The following is a 17,091-nucleotide window of genomic DNA, read 5'->3' as shown; positions in this document are numbered from 1 at the left end:
GCGGGAATGTAGTCAGAATAGGTTCCCGCTCCATCCCCCTAACAGGTAAAATACTACACAACCTTTTGCGCAACGATCACCAGGTCAACAACCTTAACCCCGTTGGTCATGGTGTTAAGCGTACGGCGACTGTCAAGCACTTTAAGCCCGTTGTGCTGCAATGCGGCGGTAATATAATCTTCCTGGTGATAGTAGATGTATACTTCATCGCCCGACGCAGACCGCTGGATACCCGATCCCAGGTAGTCGCCTTCCATGGTGCTGATATAAAGCAGTCCGCCTGGCAACAACTTATCTCCACAGTCTTTGATGAATTGCAACGCATCTTCTTTCGAAAAATAAGGTAACCCGAACCCGCATACAATGGCATGAAAATCGCCCGGCAGTTTTTTTACATCCCTTCCATCCATCAGCAGGCAAATTGCAGTAGGATTGTTAACTTGCGCCAGTTCCACCATCCTGGGAGCCAGGTCGGTAGCCGTAACCTGCAAGGCAGGAAGCTCTTGAAGCAGGTAGTGGGAAATGTTTCCCGGGCCGCAGGCTATTTCCAGTATGCGTGCATCCGGGGCGGGGAGATGTTGGCAAAACAGATCCAGCGAGCCTTTATACAGGCTAACATCCATAAACTTGTTTGCGTAGGCATCTGCATGTTTGTCGAACAGGGCGACTGCTAAATCTGTATAATCCATTTTGGGGTGTTTGGAACAAGATAAAAAGAATACAGTATTATTAAGTCATAAATTTCCGCATGTTCAGGTTTAACCGTACCTATTTTTTGCTGGCCCTGGGTTTGTTCCTGGTAGAAGTGCTGATAGCCATGTATGTAAAAGATGCTATTATTCGTCCCTATGGAGGCGATTTCCTGGTTGTAATATGGCTTTATTGCTGTGTAATGGCTGTTGTGGAGGTAAATAAGACGAAAGCCGCTATCGGCGTTTTATTGTTTGCTTATCTGATAGAGATATTGCAGTATTTCAGGTATGCCCATCGCCTGGGTTTGGAGCATAACAAAGTTGCCATGATCGTTTTGGGAAGCAGTTTCGAATGGGGCGACATGATAGCCTATACCCTGGGTGTACTGACTGTTCTGTTGATTGAATGGCGATTAAGACTTAAAAAGGTATTGCAATAATTTTTCTGCTACAATTTCTTTCTGGTTGATACCTGGGCCCGGAAAACTGTCTACAAACCGGATAGTGAAATCAGGGAACGATTCAACGAATTTTATTTTGAAATCAGGGAAACTGGTAACGTATTTCCATTTGCCTGGCCCGTCGGCGAAGTCATTTACCAGTTTTACTTTCAGGTCCGCAAAACTGCTTACCACTTTTACTTTATAGTCAGGGAAATCTTCTACAATCTTAATCTTACCGTAAATTTTGGCAACATCTAAACGTCGGTTCATAAACTAAGGCCTTAATGGGTTAGATACTAAATCTAAAGAGATTTAGGTTAAATTCCAATTCTTATCGGCTTACTCTCTCCAAAAAGAAATACGGTTCAACCTCATGGCCAGGGTTGATTAATGAGTATGGGGATCTTAGAAACCAACCACTGGCGAGAGATTAAACCGCAATGTTCTTTTTAATATTATCTAGTCCAGATGCAACGGTAGTTAAACCTCCTGTTAGGCGCTGTATCGCCATCCAGGCAAAGAGAGATCACATCGTTGAGGTCTGCCGCGTTATCGCTCCATTTGAAGTCGAATGTAAATTTATCGTCGGCAAGCCCTAATGCTTTCTTAGGTACCGCGATTTCCATTTCATTCCCCGAATAGCGGAAGGAGAGATCGGCTACTGCTGTCCATTGCTGGCCGTCATAACGCATCAGCGTAGTGGTATGATCGTCTTTTACCTGTTTGTTGATAATAAAATCGTATCCATGCCAGCCGGTTGATGAATTATTATCGGCATCCACCAATAACAACATCCAGTTATTATCCGTGTGTGATGTGAGGTTGCCGGCGGTGGCGGCGTAGAAATATACATTGTCTTTATCTACTCCAACCTTGCTGGTGATAATATCGTTCCGGCCCGAGTTGTTCTTGTAATGAAGGTCTCCATACCCGATGTAATCACGGTGAAATACATCGCCTTCGGTATCCCTGTATTCAATCTTCGCTTTCTTCCAGTCTGAAAACTTGCCATCAGCGCTGATCTTCGTATAACCATTCAGGGTAGGGATAGGACGAACGCCTTTGTATTTGCGGATGTTCTGTGCCATCTGCATATAGTAGTTGTCTGTATACCCGCCTTTCATCGGTTGTATGGCCCTGTTAAACTCCGAGTTATACTGGTCTACAAAGAAGAACGGGTTTTTACGGCGCAGGAAATTGGTAGTGCCGTTTTTAGGCTGGTATTTGCCCGCTGTCCATTCGTTCCAGTCGTTGATATACAGGAACTGCGGATCAGATTTCAATGCTTCATTCCACCTGTCCTGGAAGTATATGCCATATGCTTCTGGGTTTTCGACCGTTTTCCCTAACCAGGGCACATAAGTAGGTTCCGGTAGATCATACTGGTTTAACTGCGGTTCGCCTTTTTCGCGGGTCCATGATTTGCCGACCATAGACGCCGGGTGCTGTGCCGGCGTTACCGCGGCTTCTTCTTTCCTGCCATTGTGCAGCGAAACCAGGCTGTCGGGGAGCATAGCCTTTACATGTTTGTTGTCGAGGTCATAGCCGAAACTCCAGTTGTCTTCCGTGCCCACAAAGCGTTGGCCTGCCCACTCATAGTAGCCCCACCACATGGTTCGCAGGGTGAAGAAGTTCTTTACCCCTTTTGTATAGTCTTTATAAAATGGCTCCGTATATTCGGGATCGTTATAGTGCGGGTGGTTCTTATCCGTTTTGGCGGCGCTGTCGTAATTGTAGTTGCGTTGCGGCGCATCTACGCCATTTGCGTCGTACTTAGGCCGGGAGTTGTACAGCAGTAGCGGTTTCCCGTCCCAATAGAACCAGAGGTCTTTGAACCTGTTTTTCAGGTAGATCCTTTCATAGAGCCGCTGCACCACGGGGATCACCTCTCCATTGAACGCCCAGAAGCAGAATTTTGGCACCTTGTTTCCTTCTGCTTTCATTTTTTCCATAGTCGAGAATACTACTTCCCATTCGTCCCAGTACATTTCTGCGTTGGTTACATCCATGATGAGTACATCAACGCCGGCATCCGAAAGCATCGACATATCTTTTCTTATCACGTACTCGTCTTTGCTGAGGAAATAGCCCATTTCAGGTTCGCCCCAATGATAGGAGCCCGCAGTCCAGGCAGGATGTTTGGCGTCCATCCTGGCTTCAGGATGAGCGCTCAGCACTTTGGTAACATCTGCCTGGTAGGGCTTGTTGTTATGATGATGATCACGATGCCATGTGATATAGAAGATACTCACCACTCTTCGCTGATCTTTTTTAACGGGACCCGCTTCCTGCAAGCCGGGCATAGTACGGCCCAGTGCATCGGTTGCTACCCAGGTATCAGCATAGAGGTCGCGATAGGGTTTCGCTTTACCGGTAGTATCAGTTTTTTCTCTAACGGGAATTGATATTTTCTTTTTCCCGGGCTCAATACCCGGGTAAGAAAACCCTAGTCCTGCCAGCACCATAGCGCTGAGGAATAGGTTGGTTGACCTTAATTTTTTTCGCACGGCTTACTGTTTGGTTATATGAATGTTTCTTGGCAATGCGTACTGACTATAGCTTTCTTCAAAGGAAAAAGATGGCCTGTGCAGGCCATCTTTCCTGCATGTTTCGATTTTTATGAGTACTGGATTACTTATGTAACAGCAATAATAATATTCTGCTTACGGTATGGCAACCTGTACTGTCCTGCTGCCTGGCCGGAATTTTATTGCGTGACCGAATAGGATTTTGGTTTTTGCTGGTATTTTTTTCTCTTTTAACTGCCTCCTCTGTTCTTTATTGCTATATTTCATTGAACAATGAAAAAAGGTCGTATTCACCTTATGGATGTTATGAAAAATTTTCTGCTCCTTGCCGCGGGTTTATATGCTGTTTCAGCGACCGGGCAAACCGTTTTACATGTTGGCGGCTCATCAGGCGGCGCTTACAAAACCATTAACGATGCGGTGAATGATGCGCTGCAACGAAAGAATGAAAACGTAGTGGTCCAGGTGCATAAAGGCGTATATTACCTGCCCCGGAATATTGAGATCAACGCAGGCGACATGAAATGCAATAGCCTGCAGATTAAGCCTGCCGCCAATGAACAGGTAACGGTGAGCGCCGGCCGGCCGCTTGCGCTTAACTGGAAACCATACAGGAATGGGATCTATGTGGCAAACGTGCCCGCAGGTATTCGGTTCGAAAGATTGTATGTAAACGACGTACCGCAGATTCTGGCAAGATATCCGGATTATGACAGCAGTGCAGCTGTATTGAATGGAACTTCCCCTGATGCGATCAAAAGAATAGATAAATGGAAAGACGCCGGTAACGGCTACGTACATGCGTTACATTTACACCGCTGGGGAGGGAATAGTTACAGGGTAAGTAAAGATAACAACGGAAAAATAAAACTGGAAGGCGGCTGGCAAACCAACAGGCCGGACGGGATGAATGAAAAATATGTATACGTCGAAAACAGCCTGGAAGAACTGGATGCGCCGCATGAATGGTTCCTGGATACAAAAAATAACCAGTTGTATTATTATCCACCTGCCGGCATTCAGCCCGGGAAAGCAAAAGTGGTGGCATCTAATCTTAAGAACAGCATTACCCTGAAAGGCGACGCTACGCACCCGGTGAGGAATGTAAAAATCCAGGGACTGCGTTTCGCACATAACGAGCGAACCTTCATGGAAACCGCCGAGCCACTGCTGCGCAGCGACTGGACCATCTACCGTAATGGCGCGCTCTTGCTGGACGGAACAGAAGATTGCAGCATCAGCGATTGCGAATTTGAAGGTTTGGGCGGAAATGCTATTATGATCAGCAATTACAGTAAAAGAGACACTGTTAACGGGTGCCATATTCATCATATTGGCGCCAACGCCATCTGCCTGGTTGGCGATCCGAAGGTAGTAAGATCCGCCCGCGACAAATACGAAGCGCTGTTACCGTACAACGCGATAGATAAGTACCCGGGCCCGAAGGACGAAAATTTCCCGCAGCATTGCCTGATCACCGATAACCTGGTTCATCATATCGGGCAGTTTGAAAAGCAGGTGGCAGGAGTGGAGCTGGCTATCTGCGCCGGTATTACTGTTAGCCACAACAGTATATACGACGTGCCGAGGGCAGGTATTAACGTAGGTGATGGCTGTTTCGGCGGTCATCTTATTGAGTATAACGATGTTTTTAATACGGTACTTGAAACCAGCGATCACGGCGCCTTCAATTCGTGGGGGCGTGACCGTTACTGGTCAGCCGATCGCATATTTATGGATAGCATTACAACCGTACATCCTGAACTGATCCTGTTGGATGTACAGGTGCCGGTAACCCTGCGGAATAATCGTTTCAGGTGCGATCATGGCTGGGATATAGACCTGGACGACGGTTCCAGCAATTATCGTATTTACAACAACGTATGCCTTAATGGCGGAATTAAATTAAGAGAAGGCTTTTTACGGGTGGTGGAGAATAATATTATGATCAATAATACTTTCCATCCGCATGTCTGGTTCCGCAATAGCGAAGATGTTTTCAGGCATAACATAGTCAGCAGGGCATTCCTGCCGGTTGAAATACCGGTATGGGGAAGGGAAGTGGATTATAACCTATTTCCTGATAACGATGCGTTGCAAAAATCGCAGCAGCGGAATACCGATGCGCATAGCCTGGCAGGAGATCCGGGGTTTACGGACCCTGCAAAGGGGAACTACTGGTTGAAAAGTAATTCGCCGGCTTTTGAAATAGGTTTCAGGAATATTCCTATGAACCAATTCGGAGTACTAAAACCTTCGCTGAAGAAAATAGCCAGGCAACCTGTCTTTCCGCCGTTGGTGAAATCAGGATACGACGGGAATGAGTATTTGTTAAAGTGATCGTTTTTTGTATTTTGGCCTGCTTAAAAATTATCCCCGTTATGGTAAAATGTTATTACACCCTGTTGACTATCCTCTTGTTTTCTGCCTGTGCGGAAACCAGTAAACCCAAAGAACCCGAATGGGTAGATCTTTTCAATGGAAAAGACATTAATGACTGGGTAGTGAAGATCCATCACCACGAGGTAGGAGAAAACTTTGGCAATACCTTCAGGGTAGAAGATAGTATAATCAAAGTCAGGTATGATCAGTACGGCAACTTCAACGACCAGTTTGGTCACCTCTACTATAAACAACCTTTCTCTCACTATCATTTAAAATTCGAATACCGCTTTGTTGGCAGATGGGTGCCTACCGCGCCCAGTTACACCCTGCTGAACAGCGGCGTAATGTTCCATTCGCAAGACCCCAAGACCATGCCTAAGGAGCAGGACTGGCCTATTTCCGTTGAAATGCAGCTCCTGGGAGGACTGGGAGATGGGAAGCCGCGACCCACGGGCAACATGTGTTCTCCGGGCACCAACGTGGTGTATAAAGGCATCCTGGACCCGACGCATTGTATCGAATCCACTTCCAAAACCTATGACGGCGATCAGTGGGTAAGGGGAGAATTGATCGTGCTGGGCGATTCGCTGGTTACGCACATCATCAATGGCGATACGGTATTGCAGTATAGCAAACCGCAGATTGGCGGAGGAGTGGTTAATGGTTATGACCCTGCTGTCAAAGTGGAAGGAAAACTATTATCATCAGGGTTTATTGCCCTGCAGAGCGAAGGCCAGGAAGTGGACTTCCGCCGCATCAGGATCCTGAACCTGGATGCTCAGCAGTAGCACGGAAACGTGCTGCTTCCCAGCCAATGATCGCGTTTTTCCTGTAGCTGTTCCAGTGATATTCGCCTATCACCCCCGTAGATTTGATCACGCGGTGGCAGGGAATAAGGAAGGCTACAGGATTGCTGCCAACCGCGCTGCCTACAGCCCTTGCCGCCTGGGCGTTCCCTGTCTGCGCGGCAAGCGACGCATAGGTAGTTAAACCGCCCGCAGGGATCTTCAGCAATGTTTCCCATACTTTGATCTGGAACGGCGTTGCTTTCAGGTGAAGTTTTATTTCGTCCAGTTTTTTCCAGTCCTGCGAAAATACAAACAGCGCATTCTGCTGGTGTTTGTCAACCACCTGCTGGTAACGGGCATTGGGGAAAATGGTTTTTAATTCTTCCAATGCTTTATCTGTTCCTTCGTCTGCAAAAGCCATATGACAAATACCTTTGGCGGTTGCGGCAACGATCAGCATCCCGAACGGGCTATCTGCAAATGAATAATTGATGGTAAGCGATTCGCCTCCCTGGCGATATTCTCCCGGCGTCATGCCTTCTATTTTAATGAAAAGGTCGTGCAACCTCCCGGTTCCTGACAATCCCGTTTCATACGCAGCATCTGCCAGGTTGGCGGCTGTTTCCTGCAATATATCCTTCGCATAATTTACACTCAGGTATTGCAGGAACTGTTTAGGCGTAACGCCTGCCCATTCCCTGAACATCCGCTGGAAGTGGAAAGCGCTTAAATGTACATGCGCTGCCGCAGCTTCCAGGCTGGGCTGTGATTTAAAGTTAGTCTTCAGGTAATCAATAGCCGAGGCTATCCTGTTAAAATCTATTTCCTGTTGTGTGTTCATGATCTTGTATTTAACACAAAGGTATACCGCGCTCCAAAGGTAGTAAACCCGGTTCTTGCGGAAAATAAAAGCTGTATTCCTTCCGGATAAATAACTTGTTTTTATCATATACCCGGCATCTGAACGTCCATCATTTTGTTATAATATTTCTTTTTCATTTGGGTATATTTGGCACACTAAAATCAGCACTATGGAATATAGGAAATTTGGAAGAACCGGATGGCAGGTTAGTGAAATAGGATATGGAATGTGGGGAATGGCCGGCTGGACTGGCTCCGAAGAAAACGAAGTAAACCAGGCTTTAGACCAGGCCATTGAACTGGGCTGCAATTTTTTTGATACCGCCTGGGCCTACGGCGATGGCCTTAGCGAACAGATACTCAATAAAACGATTCGTCGCCACGCCGGCAAACGTTTGTATGTGGCCACTAAAATTCCGCCAAAGAACCGGAAATGGCCATCAAAACCTTCCTACAGTATCCAGGATGTTTTTCCTAAAGATTACATCATCGAATACACCGAGAAAAGCCTGCAGAACCTCGGCGTCGAAACTATAGACCTGCAGCAGTTCCATGTATGGGAAGACAGCTGGTCGACCCAGGACGAATGGAAAGAAGCCATCACCAAACTGCAGAAAGACGGAAAAGTCAGGGCCTGGGGCGTAAGCGTAAACCGCTGGGAACCCGACAACTGCCTTGAAACCCTGAAAACCGGCCTGATCGACGGCGTACAGGTGATCTACAATATTTTTGACCAGGCGCCGGAAGACAACCTGCTGCCGCTCTGTAAAAAGCTGGACATCGGCGTTATCGCCCGCGTACCATTTGATGAGGGCACACTTACAGGCACTCTCACAAAAGATACTACCTTCCCGGCGAACGACTGGCGGGCAAGCTATTTTGTGCCTGAAAACCTGCATGCAAGCGTAGAACACGCAGATGCGCTGAAGCCGCTCATCCCCGAAGGTATGACCATGCCAGAAATGGCCCTGCGCTTTATTTTAAGCAATCCAGATATCGCTACCACCATTCCGGGTATGCGCAGGATCAAAAACGTGCGCGCCAACATGGCAGCCAGCGATGGTAAAGGCCTGAGCGCCGCCCTGCTCACCCAACTGAAGCCTCACCGCTGGGATAGGCGGCCAACCGGCTGGTCCCAGTAGTTTCACGCAAAGGCGCAAAGGGAGGCAAAGAGACATAAGTTTTTTTTAAGAGGCGTAAGTTTTTTTATAAGGGACATAAGTTTTTTAAGAAGATTAAGTTTTTTTAAGAAGATTAAGAAAGCAAAGAGCGGAGATTTTGTAATAGCAATTACATAATCTCCGCTCCTTCTTTTTCTTTTCTTACTTATTCTTAAAAAACTTATGTCCCTTATAAAAAAACTTACGCCTCTTAAAAAAAACTTACGCCTCTTAAAAAAAACTTATGTCTCTTTGCCTCCCTTTGCGCCTTTGCGTGCCCCCCGCCTCACAGTGAGAAGGTTAATAGCGAGTGTTGGCTCGCGGTATGGATGTCTCTCCAAACGCGGTTGATGGTAGTTTCTTTACGGGCGGCATCCAGTCCGCAGTAGGGGTACAGCGTATCGCAGGCTTCCCTCGCATAGTGGGCCAGGGCCCTGCTTCGCTGGCTTACTGCTTCCAGGATAGAAGTGGGGATAGTAGAAGTATTGAGCAGGGCAAGCCAGCTATTATCGAATGCTTCGTAAAACTCGGTTCTTGTTCTTTTCATCTGTGCCTTTACAGATTCCAGCGTATTATAGAAGTATTGGATCTGGTCAGGTGTATACCTTTTCAAACCTGAGCGTTGTTCGAATGCGGCTGCCGCCAGGCTGATGAAATGTTGGCCCATGCCGGCAATATTGACTGCCAGCGTTGTTTCCGCCATTTGCAGGAAAGGATAATCGAATCCCAGGCCGGGAGCCTGGATGTTCTCGTTGATCCGGAATGCCCGGTTCCCGGGCACGGAAATATTCACAGCTTCAAACGCATGACTGCCTGTAGCTACCAACCCGAAATACGACCAGCCGGGAATTATATTCACTTCTTCCCGTTTTAATACAAATGAAACGATTGTTGGCGCCCCGGATTCATCCTGTAATTGTTCTCCTGCTTCATCCTGGAGAATGCAGTTGGCTGTAAAAACGGTGGCATGCATAGCGCCGCTGGCATAACGCCAGGTACCGTTGACGATATACTTTCCGTCCTTTTCTGTGGCGGTTCCTCCAACTTCTCCGCTGCCGGCAAAGCAAACTTTAGGATCGGCAAATAGTTCGTGTGCCAGTTCAGGGTCCAGGAAGCCGGCAAACCAGCCGGCGCCGCTGCAGAGGGTGACTGTCCAGCCCAAACTGCCGTCGGCCGCTGCTATGGCTTCTTCCAGGCGCAGTATTTCCGGTAATGTTTTCCCTGGCCCGCCATACACAGGAGGAACAAAAAGTTTAAACCAGCGTTGCTGGTATGCCAGCTCAAGTAATGCGGGATGCAGCATTTGTTCGGTTTCCGACAAAGCGGCATAGCGGTAAATTGTTTCGGTTACGTTGTTGTCTAAGATTGCTTTCATGATACATCACTGCCCACCTTTCCTGACCGGCATTATCCTGTCAAAGGTTCCACGGGTTGTGATCTCAGCCTGATAGTAAGGCACCCCGGGTGGGCCGGGGCAAAGATAGGAAAAAGAAGGGTTAGGGAACGTTTCCTGTTACGCTGAAATTAAACTGCCTTGTTCCCAGGAGTCCCAGGTCTGCCACTCCTTCAACTGTTCCAATGAAAGGGCCGGTAATAGGCGGTTTTTGCCTGATGGTTGAATTGATTACCCGGAAAGGATCGGATACCTGTATGCTGTATTCTTTTTCTGAGAGGTATTTAATGAAGAAACGACTTCCGATTGCCAGGTCATCGGGCGTTATATAGAATTTACCGCTGCTGTCGGTAACGGTAACGCGCATATTTTTTTTGTTGTAATTGAACAACATTAACGTCAATGGCGCCGGTTTATACCCTGCTTTTTTAACGGGGAGAATATACGATTCGAGGCTGTCGGCCAACCTGCCTGGTTGCGCCACAGTGGCGCGGATGTTTTCATCATTCCAGGTATACCTGCTCCAGCCCTGGGTCAGCAGCAAAAGATCCAGCGCTGATTGACTATCCTTGTTGGAAGGATCGAAGTACCAGGCAGGATCGTATATTCTTCCCCGTAGCTGCGTAGCGAGATAATAGTAGCTTACAATATCCTTTGCGTTATGTGGATTGCTGAACAGCTTATCTGTGGCTTTAACGCTTAGTGCGGCAGGAACGGGCCGACCTGAAGGATTGGTTGTTTTTATTTTAAGCATCAGCTTCTCTTTGCGCTGACAGTCAGGTTTTGATAAACTTAAGCTGATGTTCAGTTGTTGTTGCGGATGAAGATATACCAAACGGGTTGCCATCGGTCTTAGCTCCGCATCATACAGCGTGGCTTCTGCAATGCCCTGCTGTGTATCGCTGACCGGTATTATTTCCTGCCATATGGTGCTGTCTGTTTCTGTGTGTTGCAAACGCAGGTAAAGCGTGTTATCAGTATGTATTAACGAAAAGTCCCTCGCATTCAGTACGAAGGCGTTAAACCAGAGATCTTCCCCGGCTATAAAGATGTCTTTGTTGGCAGATATATAAACCGAAGTTTGGTTCAGGCGTTCTGAAACAGAATCAAGCCGTGCAGCCAGTTCGTTCATTTTTTCATGCGAGGCCTGCGACCATGCGCGGGGGCTAAAAAACAGGAATAATATAATCGCCGGTAGTAAGTTCTTCATAAATCGCATGTTAGTGGCATGCCCGGTTGTTAATATAAAAAATATGTGAAGAAGCCGGAAGATGAATTTAAAATTTGGTAAAAATTTGTAATTAAAATTGTCTAGTGTTTATTGAAGGTTGTCGCGAAAAATATGTTTTTTGATGCGTATGAACATAAAAAATGAATATTATGGTTATGAAAATTGTAATATTTTTTGTTCTTTTATAATTATAAACAGGAAAATGGATTAAATATTGAATATTGTAAATAAATATAATTTATATGGGGAAGCGCGCATGATCACCTTATTAAGATCAGGGGATATGCAGGCTTTTAAAGCTATTTACGATCAATATTGGCCTAAACTGTACGGGTATATTTTTAACAGGACTTCAGACAGGGAAGTAGCGGAAGAAATTGTACAGGAAGTTTTTATTTCATTGTGGAACAAGCGGGAAGAGCTGCAGTTAACCCATACATTATCCGCTTACCTGTTTGGTGCAATCAGGTACCAGTTGCTGAACTATATCAGGAATTGCAAAACGCGCAGAACATATGCTACCGATTTCTCTGAATACAGGGAACAGCTGAGTGATAATTCCAATGAAGAAAAAATAGAAGCCTCCAACCTGAAGCAAGCCATGGAGAAGGAAATATCGCGGTTGCCGGAAAAATGCCAGCAAATTTTCAGGATGAGCAGGCACCAGCATCTTTCAATTAACGACATTGCCACTTTACTGAATATATCTCACAAAACAGTAGAAAATCAACTGACCAAAGCGCTGCGACAATTAAGAACAGCGCTGAAACATCAATATAGCTGGTTGTTGCTCGTTTGTACTGAGCTGAAAAATTTTTTTTGAATCGTGTAGGTGTATGCGTTTGTTCGCGTTACTTCCTTAGTATAAGAACAACAACCGATGGATCAAACAGCTTTCAAACAACTGATCGATGACTATTTAGCCGGCAGGTTAGACCCTGCCACCGCATCGCAACTGGAGTTGTGGCTGGATACCATCGGCGACGAGCAGCGCTTCGAACTGCTTGGTGAAGATGAAAAAGAGCGCAGCAGGATAGCGGGCTACAATCGCCTTTCCCGGCAGATACGACGCAGGGAACGCATTGTCTCCCTGGTCAACTGGAAAACGTTTGCAGGCGCGGCGGCAGCTATATTGCTGATCGTATCGCTCAGTCCCTGGCTTCTCGATCTCTTTGCGCCTCACCGGATCATTTCCTTCTACAGCAAAGGAACTACCAGGAAGCAAATACTATCGGATGGGTCTATCGTGTGGCTGAAAGGTAACAGTGAATTGCTTTGCCCTAAAACCTTTCCGCCGGGCAAACGGGAAGTTACCATTATCGGGGAAGGACTGTTTGAAATTGCCAAAGATGCCAGCCGCCCGTTCCTGGTACGGTCAGGAGCCCTGACAACCAAAGTGCTTGGAACCAGCTTTAATATAAAAACAACAGGAGATTCTGTATCTATAACATTACTCACAGGAAAGATCGTCATTTCCGCACCTGCACGCCAGCCGGTCACCTTATCACCCGCTCAGCAGGCAATCTATACCCCTCAGCAATCTGCTATACGGCAGCAACCACAAGATAGTAGCAATGTAAGATCTATTATTGAGCAAACCGAATATGGAATGGCTTTTAATGATGCCAGGCTAAACAACATTCTAAACCGCATCGAGAGGAAGTTCGATGTCACTATCCGCTTATCCGACACGGCTATCGCCGCAAACCGGCTCACAGCGGATCTGACAGACCAGTCCCTGGATCAATCTATGAACATGATCTGCCAGGCGCTCAACCTGGAATTTAACGCAAACGGAAAATCTATTTTACTTAAACAAAAAAGTGAAAAATGAAATGCGCAACCAAAATCAGAAACTGTAACAAGCAAAAACACAATCAAATGACTCAACAAACCTGTAATTAAAAAAGCCGGGGGGTGACAGCCCCGCCAGCTTTTGTTGAAAAACCCTGCTTATGACCGCGTGACAGCGCGGAAGGGAATCCTTTGTCCAATTCTTTAGCAATCAAACAAAGTACAAGGTTATGCACCTAAATCTAACAACAAATGTTTTCCTGTCCAAATGCCGGAAGGCCGCTACGCTCTATCTCCTGACCAATGTGCTGTGCGGCATCGCCTGCCCGGTTTCAGGTCATGCCCAAAGTATCCTTGACCGGAAAATTTCATTGCAGGCCGATGATGTGAGCCTTAAAGGGGTACTTAGCCAGATCCATGACAAGACAGCCATCAAATTCGTATACAGTTCCAACCATATCGCACTGGATCGTAAAGTATCTGCCAGCGCCAACCAGGAAGAACTGGGCAAAGTGTTGGATAAACTGCTGGCCGGTTTGGACATCGCTTTTGTAGCGACCGACGATTATATTGTTCTAAAGGATAACCATCAGAAACCAACCGCTTCGGGCAATTATGCCGATCTCCAGGTAAAAGGAAAAATACTCAGCGAATCTGGCGAGCCATTCCCCGGCGCCACTATTGTTGAAAAAGGTACTTCAAACGGCACCGTTTCAGGACCGGATGGCAGTTTCTCAATAAAGGTAAAAGAGGGCGCTATCCTCGTTATTACAGCAATAGGATATGATGTGATGGACGTGAAAGCATCCGAAGCGGGAACCATCAGACTTAAAGCTGCTGTTAAGCAGCTGCAGGATATAGTGGTAACGGCTGCAGGAATAGCCAGGCAAAAAACCAGCTTAGGCTATTCCGTTAGCACCGTTAGCTCAGATAAACTCGCACAAAAATCAGAACCCGATCCTGTCAGGGCGCTGACAGGGAAAGTAGCGGGCGTTAATATTCAATCGGCTGGCGGCGTTGCCGGCGGCGGTACCAACATTACCATACGCGGCAACTCTTCGTTAAACGGAAACAACCAACCTCTCTTTGTCGTTGACGGCGTACCATTCGATAACTCCAGTTTCGCGAATGTTGGCGCTACCACGGTAGGAGGAGTAGGGGTGACTAACAGGGCTTTTGACCTCGACCCTAACAACATACAATCAATGACGGTGCTGAAGGGGGCGGCTGCTGCCGCCCTTTACGGCTCCCGTGCAGCCAATGGCGCGATCATCATCACCACGAAGGCCGGCAAGAAAAAGAGCCGTAAAGGAACGGAGATCACGTACAATACAGGCTATTCCTTTGAACAGGTATCGGGATTGCCCGAATACCAGACCAAATACGGGCAGGGAACCAACAATGATTACCGCCAGGGCGTTTACGCTTCCTGGGGCCAACCATTTGAAGGGGTGCAAAGTATTATTCCTACCCGCAAAACCATCCCTCACCAGTTAACAAGACAATTCTCATCCGCGGTGTTCCCGCAGTTTTATGAGGCCGACGGCGTTACGCCTATACAGGTGCCATATAAATCATATGCCCGCGAAAACGTGAAGAATTTCTTCCGTACAGGCAGCGTTTATGAAAATGCTATCACCATCTCCTCGGGCAGCGAAAAAGGCAACTTCAACGCAGGTTTCTCCGATACAAGGAACACCGGCGTTGTTCCCGGCAACGATATCAACAGAACATCCGTCAACATCGGCGGCAACATCAAACTGGATAATAAATTCTATGCAAGCGGCTCGATCAATTACGTGATCACCCGCCAGAAAACGCCGCCTATCGGCGGTTTAACCGGTTCTATCATGTCAACGCTGATGTATGTGCCTACCAGCTATGACCTGACTAACTACCCGTACGAGAACCCTTTGGATGGTAGCAACGTATACGACTATACGGGTATTGATAACCCTTACTGGTCCGTAAAACATAGCCCTTCCACAAGCGCGGTTGACAGGTACTACGGCAACCTGGTTCTGGGATTCGATCCTTTGCCCTGGCTGAATGTACAGAATACTATCGGGTTCAATGCGTATACCGACAGGAGGGTAAGCGTAAGAGGCAAAGGAAGTTCGTCTTACCCCAACGGTAGTATCACAACCGATAACATCTACAGGCAGGAACTGGATAATACTTTGTTGCTGACCGCTACCAAATCGCTGACGCCCGACTGGAACCTGAAAGTGATCCTCGGCAATAACGTGAACCAGCGGCTTACAGACAGGAAAGCTTTTTATGGCGACAATATCATTGTTGCCGACCTGGTGGATATCAATAACACCAGTTCCGTTACACCAATACAATTGATCAATAACAGGAATCTGCTGAAGCAGCGCTACTACGCTTTCTTTACAGATATCACCCTCGATTATAAAAATTTTGCCTCCCTGAACCTGGTAGGCAGGAACGATATTTCTTCTACTTTGCCCGCCAACAACAGGAGCTATTTCTATGGCGGTGTAAATGGATCGCTGATCTTTACAGAAGCGCTGCCTATGTCGAAAGCCGTGTTGAATTTCGGTAAGATCCGGGCGGGATACACCCGCGTGGGAAATGAAGCATCGCCTTACCAGACGCAGAACTTCTACCAGATCAACCCTGTTCTGGGCGCATCTTCCAGCCCGGCAAACGTGGGGCTTCCATTCACGCCGCCCGGCGGCAGCACGTATAACGTAGTAACGCTGGCCAACCTGCTTACTAACGCTAACCTGAAACCCGAGTTCATCACAGAGCTGGAATTAGGTACAGAACTGCAATTCTTTCAAAACAGGATAGGCATCGACTTTACCTGGTACAATAAGAAAAGTACCAGCCAGATATTCGAAGTAACTGCAGCTCCTTCCTCCGGTTACATGACGCAGATCCTCAACCTGGGTGAAGCTACCAACAAGGGAATTGAGATAGGGTTTACCGGCGCCCCGCTGAGAAGTGCCACAGGACTGAACTGGGATATCTCCGCCAACTTCACGCGTAACCGGAATATTATACAGAACCTGGGCGGATATGAACGTTTCAGTTACGGCGGTACCAACGGTACCAGCAGCGTGCATATTGTAGGCCAGCCGTATGGACTGATACAGGGTACCGCCTATGCCAGGGATGATGAAGGTAATGTACTGATAGATCCCAATACGGGTAAACCATTAATAGCAGGGGCTTTAAAGCCTATCGGCAACCCGAATCCTGATTTCATTTTCGGTATTACGAATAGCTTCCATTTCAAAAATTTCTCGCTGAACATTTTGTTCGATTGGAAGCAGGGCGGACAGATATTTTCCCGTACAGTGGCTGAAATGCTGTCGCGCGGCGTAACAAGGGATATGGAGAACCGTGAGTTTGCCATTGTTTCGCCGGGCGTATTGGGAGATATCAATACCCAAACCCCGCTGCTCGACGATAAAGGGAACAAGATCCCCAACAACGTGGCCTTATCATGGGAAGACCATTTCTTCAGCAGCAGCATGGGGCCGGGCAACGGAGGTATTAACGAAGGCTCCGTATTTGACGCTACTGTGTTCAGGCTGCGGGAGATCGCATTGGGTTACGACATTCCCAAAAGTTTCCTGGGCAAAACGCCGTTCGGCGCTGCCAGTATTTCGTTCACCGGCCGCAACCTCTGGTATAAGGCGCCTAATTTCCCGAAGTACACGCATTTCGATCCTGAAGTCAGCTCGCTGGGCGTAGGAAACTCGCAGGGGTACGATAACCTGGCGGTGCCTACTACCAAACGTTTTGGCGTGAACCTGAAATGTTCTTTCTGATCTAATACTC

At 47.3% G+C, this 17,091-nt stretch carries 13 protein-coding genes; 7 read left to right on the top strand and 6 right to left on the bottom strand.

Going from position 1 to position 17,091, the window contains the following annotated elements; all coding sequences use genetic code 11:
* Positions 1-53: 53 nt before the first annotated feature.
* Positions 54-689 (bottom strand): class I SAM-dependent DNA methyltransferase, encoded by a 636-nt coding sequence (locus BLV62_RS22585; protein WP_089764542.1) that lies wholly within the window; start codon positions 687-689, stop codon positions 54-56.
* A 59-nt stretch (positions 690-748) separates the two neighbouring features.
* On the opposite strand from BLV62_RS22585, the gene BLV62_RS22580 reads away from it, so the two are divergent.
* Entirely contained in the window at positions 749-1,132 is a 384-nt protein-coding gene (locus tag BLV62_RS22580) for a ribosomal maturation YjgA family protein (RefSeq protein WP_089764541.1), read from the top strand.
* Here the strand turns inward: BLV62_RS22580 and BLV62_RS22575 are convergent.
* Positions 1,106-1,405: a hypothetical protein gene (locus BLV62_RS22575; RefSeq protein WP_211117923.1), complete on the bottom strand. Its 300-nt coding sequence runs from the start codon at positions 1,403-1,405 to the stop codon at positions 1,106-1,108. The genes BLV62_RS22580 and BLV62_RS22575 overlap by 27 nt on opposite strands.
* Before the next feature lie 185 nt (positions 1,406-1,590).
* Entirely contained in the window at positions 1,591-3,642 is a 2,052-nt protein-coding gene (locus BLV62_RS22570; protein ID WP_139170355.1) for a glycoside hydrolase family 71/99 protein, read from the bottom strand.
* Positions 3,643-3,969: 327 nt separating this feature from the next.
* Here BLV62_RS22570 and BLV62_RS22560 point away from each other — a divergent pair, with 327 nt between their 5' ends.
* Complete coding sequence (locus tag BLV62_RS22560) at positions 3,970-6,003, top strand: right-handed parallel beta-helix repeat-containing protein (protein ID WP_139170354.1); 2,034 nt, start codon at positions 3,970-3,972, stop codon at positions 6,001-6,003.
* A 41-nt stretch (positions 6,004-6,044) separates the two neighbouring features.
* Entirely contained in the window at positions 6,045-6,836 is a 792-nt protein-coding gene (locus BLV62_RS22555) for a 3-keto-disaccharide hydrolase (RefSeq protein ID WP_089764533.1), read from the top strand.
* Here BLV62_RS22555 and BLV62_RS22550 read toward each other — a convergent pair.
* On the bottom strand, positions 6,805-7,677 hold the full coding sequence (locus BLV62_RS22550; RefSeq protein ID WP_089764614.1) for a methylated-DNA--[protein]-cysteine S-methyltransferase: 873 nt from the start codon (positions 7,675-7,677) through the stop codon (positions 6,805-6,807). The genes BLV62_RS22555 and BLV62_RS22550 overlap by 32 nt on opposite strands.
* A 190-nt stretch (positions 7,678-7,867) precedes the next feature.
* On the opposite strand from BLV62_RS22550, the gene BLV62_RS22545 reads away from it, so the two are divergent.
* Entirely contained in the window at positions 7,868-8,839 is a 972-nt protein-coding gene (locus BLV62_RS22545; RefSeq protein WP_089764531.1) for an aldo/keto reductase, read from the top strand.
* Between the two features lie 304 nt (positions 8,840-9,143).
* Here the strand turns inward: BLV62_RS22545 and BLV62_RS22540 are convergent, their stop codons facing one another.
* Positions 9,144-10,232, bottom strand: coding sequence for an acyl-CoA dehydrogenase family protein (locus BLV62_RS22540; RefSeq protein WP_089764529.1), 1,089 nt, complete (start codon positions 10,230-10,232; stop codon positions 9,144-9,146).
* Positions 10,233-10,353: 121 nt separating this feature from the next.
* Positions 10,354-11,460, bottom strand: coding sequence for a hypothetical protein (locus tag BLV62_RS22535; protein WP_089764527.1), 1,107 nt, complete (start codon positions 11,458-11,460; stop codon positions 10,354-10,356).
* A gap of 277 nt (positions 11,461-11,737) precedes the next feature.
* Between BLV62_RS22535 and BLV62_RS22530 the strand changes: the two genes are divergently transcribed.
* The 3 genes from BLV62_RS22530 (at position 11,738) to BLV62_RS22520 (ending at position 17,081) form a co-directional block, all read left to right on the top strand.
* Positions 11,738-12,304 (top strand): RNA polymerase sigma-70 factor, encoded by a 567-nt coding sequence (locus tag BLV62_RS22530; RefSeq protein ID WP_139170353.1) that lies wholly within the window; start codon positions 11,738-11,740, stop codon positions 12,302-12,304.
* A gap of 57 nt (positions 12,305-12,361) precedes the next feature.
* On the top strand, positions 12,362-13,315 hold the full coding sequence (locus tag BLV62_RS22525) for a FecR family protein (RefSeq protein ID WP_089764524.1): 954 nt from the start codon (positions 12,362-12,364) through the stop codon (positions 13,313-13,315).
* A gap of 190 nt (positions 13,316-13,505) precedes the next feature.
* Positions 13,506-17,081 carry a SusC/RagA family TonB-linked outer membrane protein gene (locus BLV62_RS22520; RefSeq protein ID WP_089764522.1) on the top strand — a complete coding sequence of 1,192 codons (3,576 nt, stop codon included), beginning with the start codon at positions 13,506-13,508 and terminating at the stop codon, positions 17,079-17,081.
* Positions 17,082-17,091 lie beyond the last annotated feature (10 nt).

The organism is Chitinophaga terrae (ex Kim and Jung 2007) (genome assembly GCF_900107795.1).
Taxonomy (GTDB): domain Bacteria; phylum Bacteroidota; class Bacteroidia; order Chitinophagales; family Chitinophagaceae; genus Chitinophaga; species Chitinophaga terrae.
This window is presented reverse-complemented; position numbering and strand designations above follow the sequence as displayed.

Coding starts and splice junctions, on each gene's coding strand:
- BLV62_RS22530 (WP_139170353.1), top strand. CDS start 11,738: ATGATCACCTTATTAAGATCAGGGGATATGCAGGCTTTTAAAGCTATT.
- BLV62_RS22560 (WP_139170354.1), top strand. CDS start 3,970: ATGAAAAATTTTCTGCTCCTTGCCGCGGGTTTATATGCTGTTTCAGCG.
- BLV62_RS22525 (WP_089764524.1), top strand. CDS start 12,362: ATGGATCAAACAGCTTTCAAACAACTGATCGATGACTATTTAGCCGGC.
- BLV62_RS22535 (WP_089764527.1), bottom strand. CDS start 11,460: ATGAAGAACTTACTACCGGCGATTATATTATTCCTGTTTTTTAGCCCC.
- BLV62_RS22585 (WP_089764542.1), bottom strand. CDS start 689: ATGGATTATACAGATTTAGCAGTCGCCCTGTTCGACAAACATGCAGAT.
- BLV62_RS22550 (WP_089764614.1), bottom strand. CDS start 7,677: ATGAACACACAACAGGAAATAGATTTTAACAGGATAGCCTCGGCTATT.
- BLV62_RS22545 (WP_089764531.1), top strand. CDS start 7,868: ATGGAATATAGGAAATTTGGAAGAACCGGATGGCAGGTTAGTGAAATA.
- BLV62_RS22540 (WP_089764529.1), bottom strand. CDS start 10,232: ATGAAAGCAATCTTAGACAACAACGTAACCGAAACAATTTACCGCTAT.
- BLV62_RS22575 (WP_211117923.1), bottom strand. CDS start 1,405: ATGAACCGACGTTTAGATGTTGCCAAAATTTACGGTAAGATTAAGATT.
- BLV62_RS22580 (WP_089764541.1), top strand. CDS start 749: ATGTTCAGGTTTAACCGTACCTATTTTTTGCTGGCCCTGGGTTTGTTC.
- BLV62_RS22555 (WP_089764533.1), top strand. CDS start 6,045: ATGGTAAAATGTTATTACACCCTGTTGACTATCCTCTTGTTTTCTGCC.
- BLV62_RS22520 (WP_089764522.1), top strand. CDS start 13,506: ATGCACCTAAATCTAACAACAAATGTTTTCCTGTCCAAATGCCGGAAG.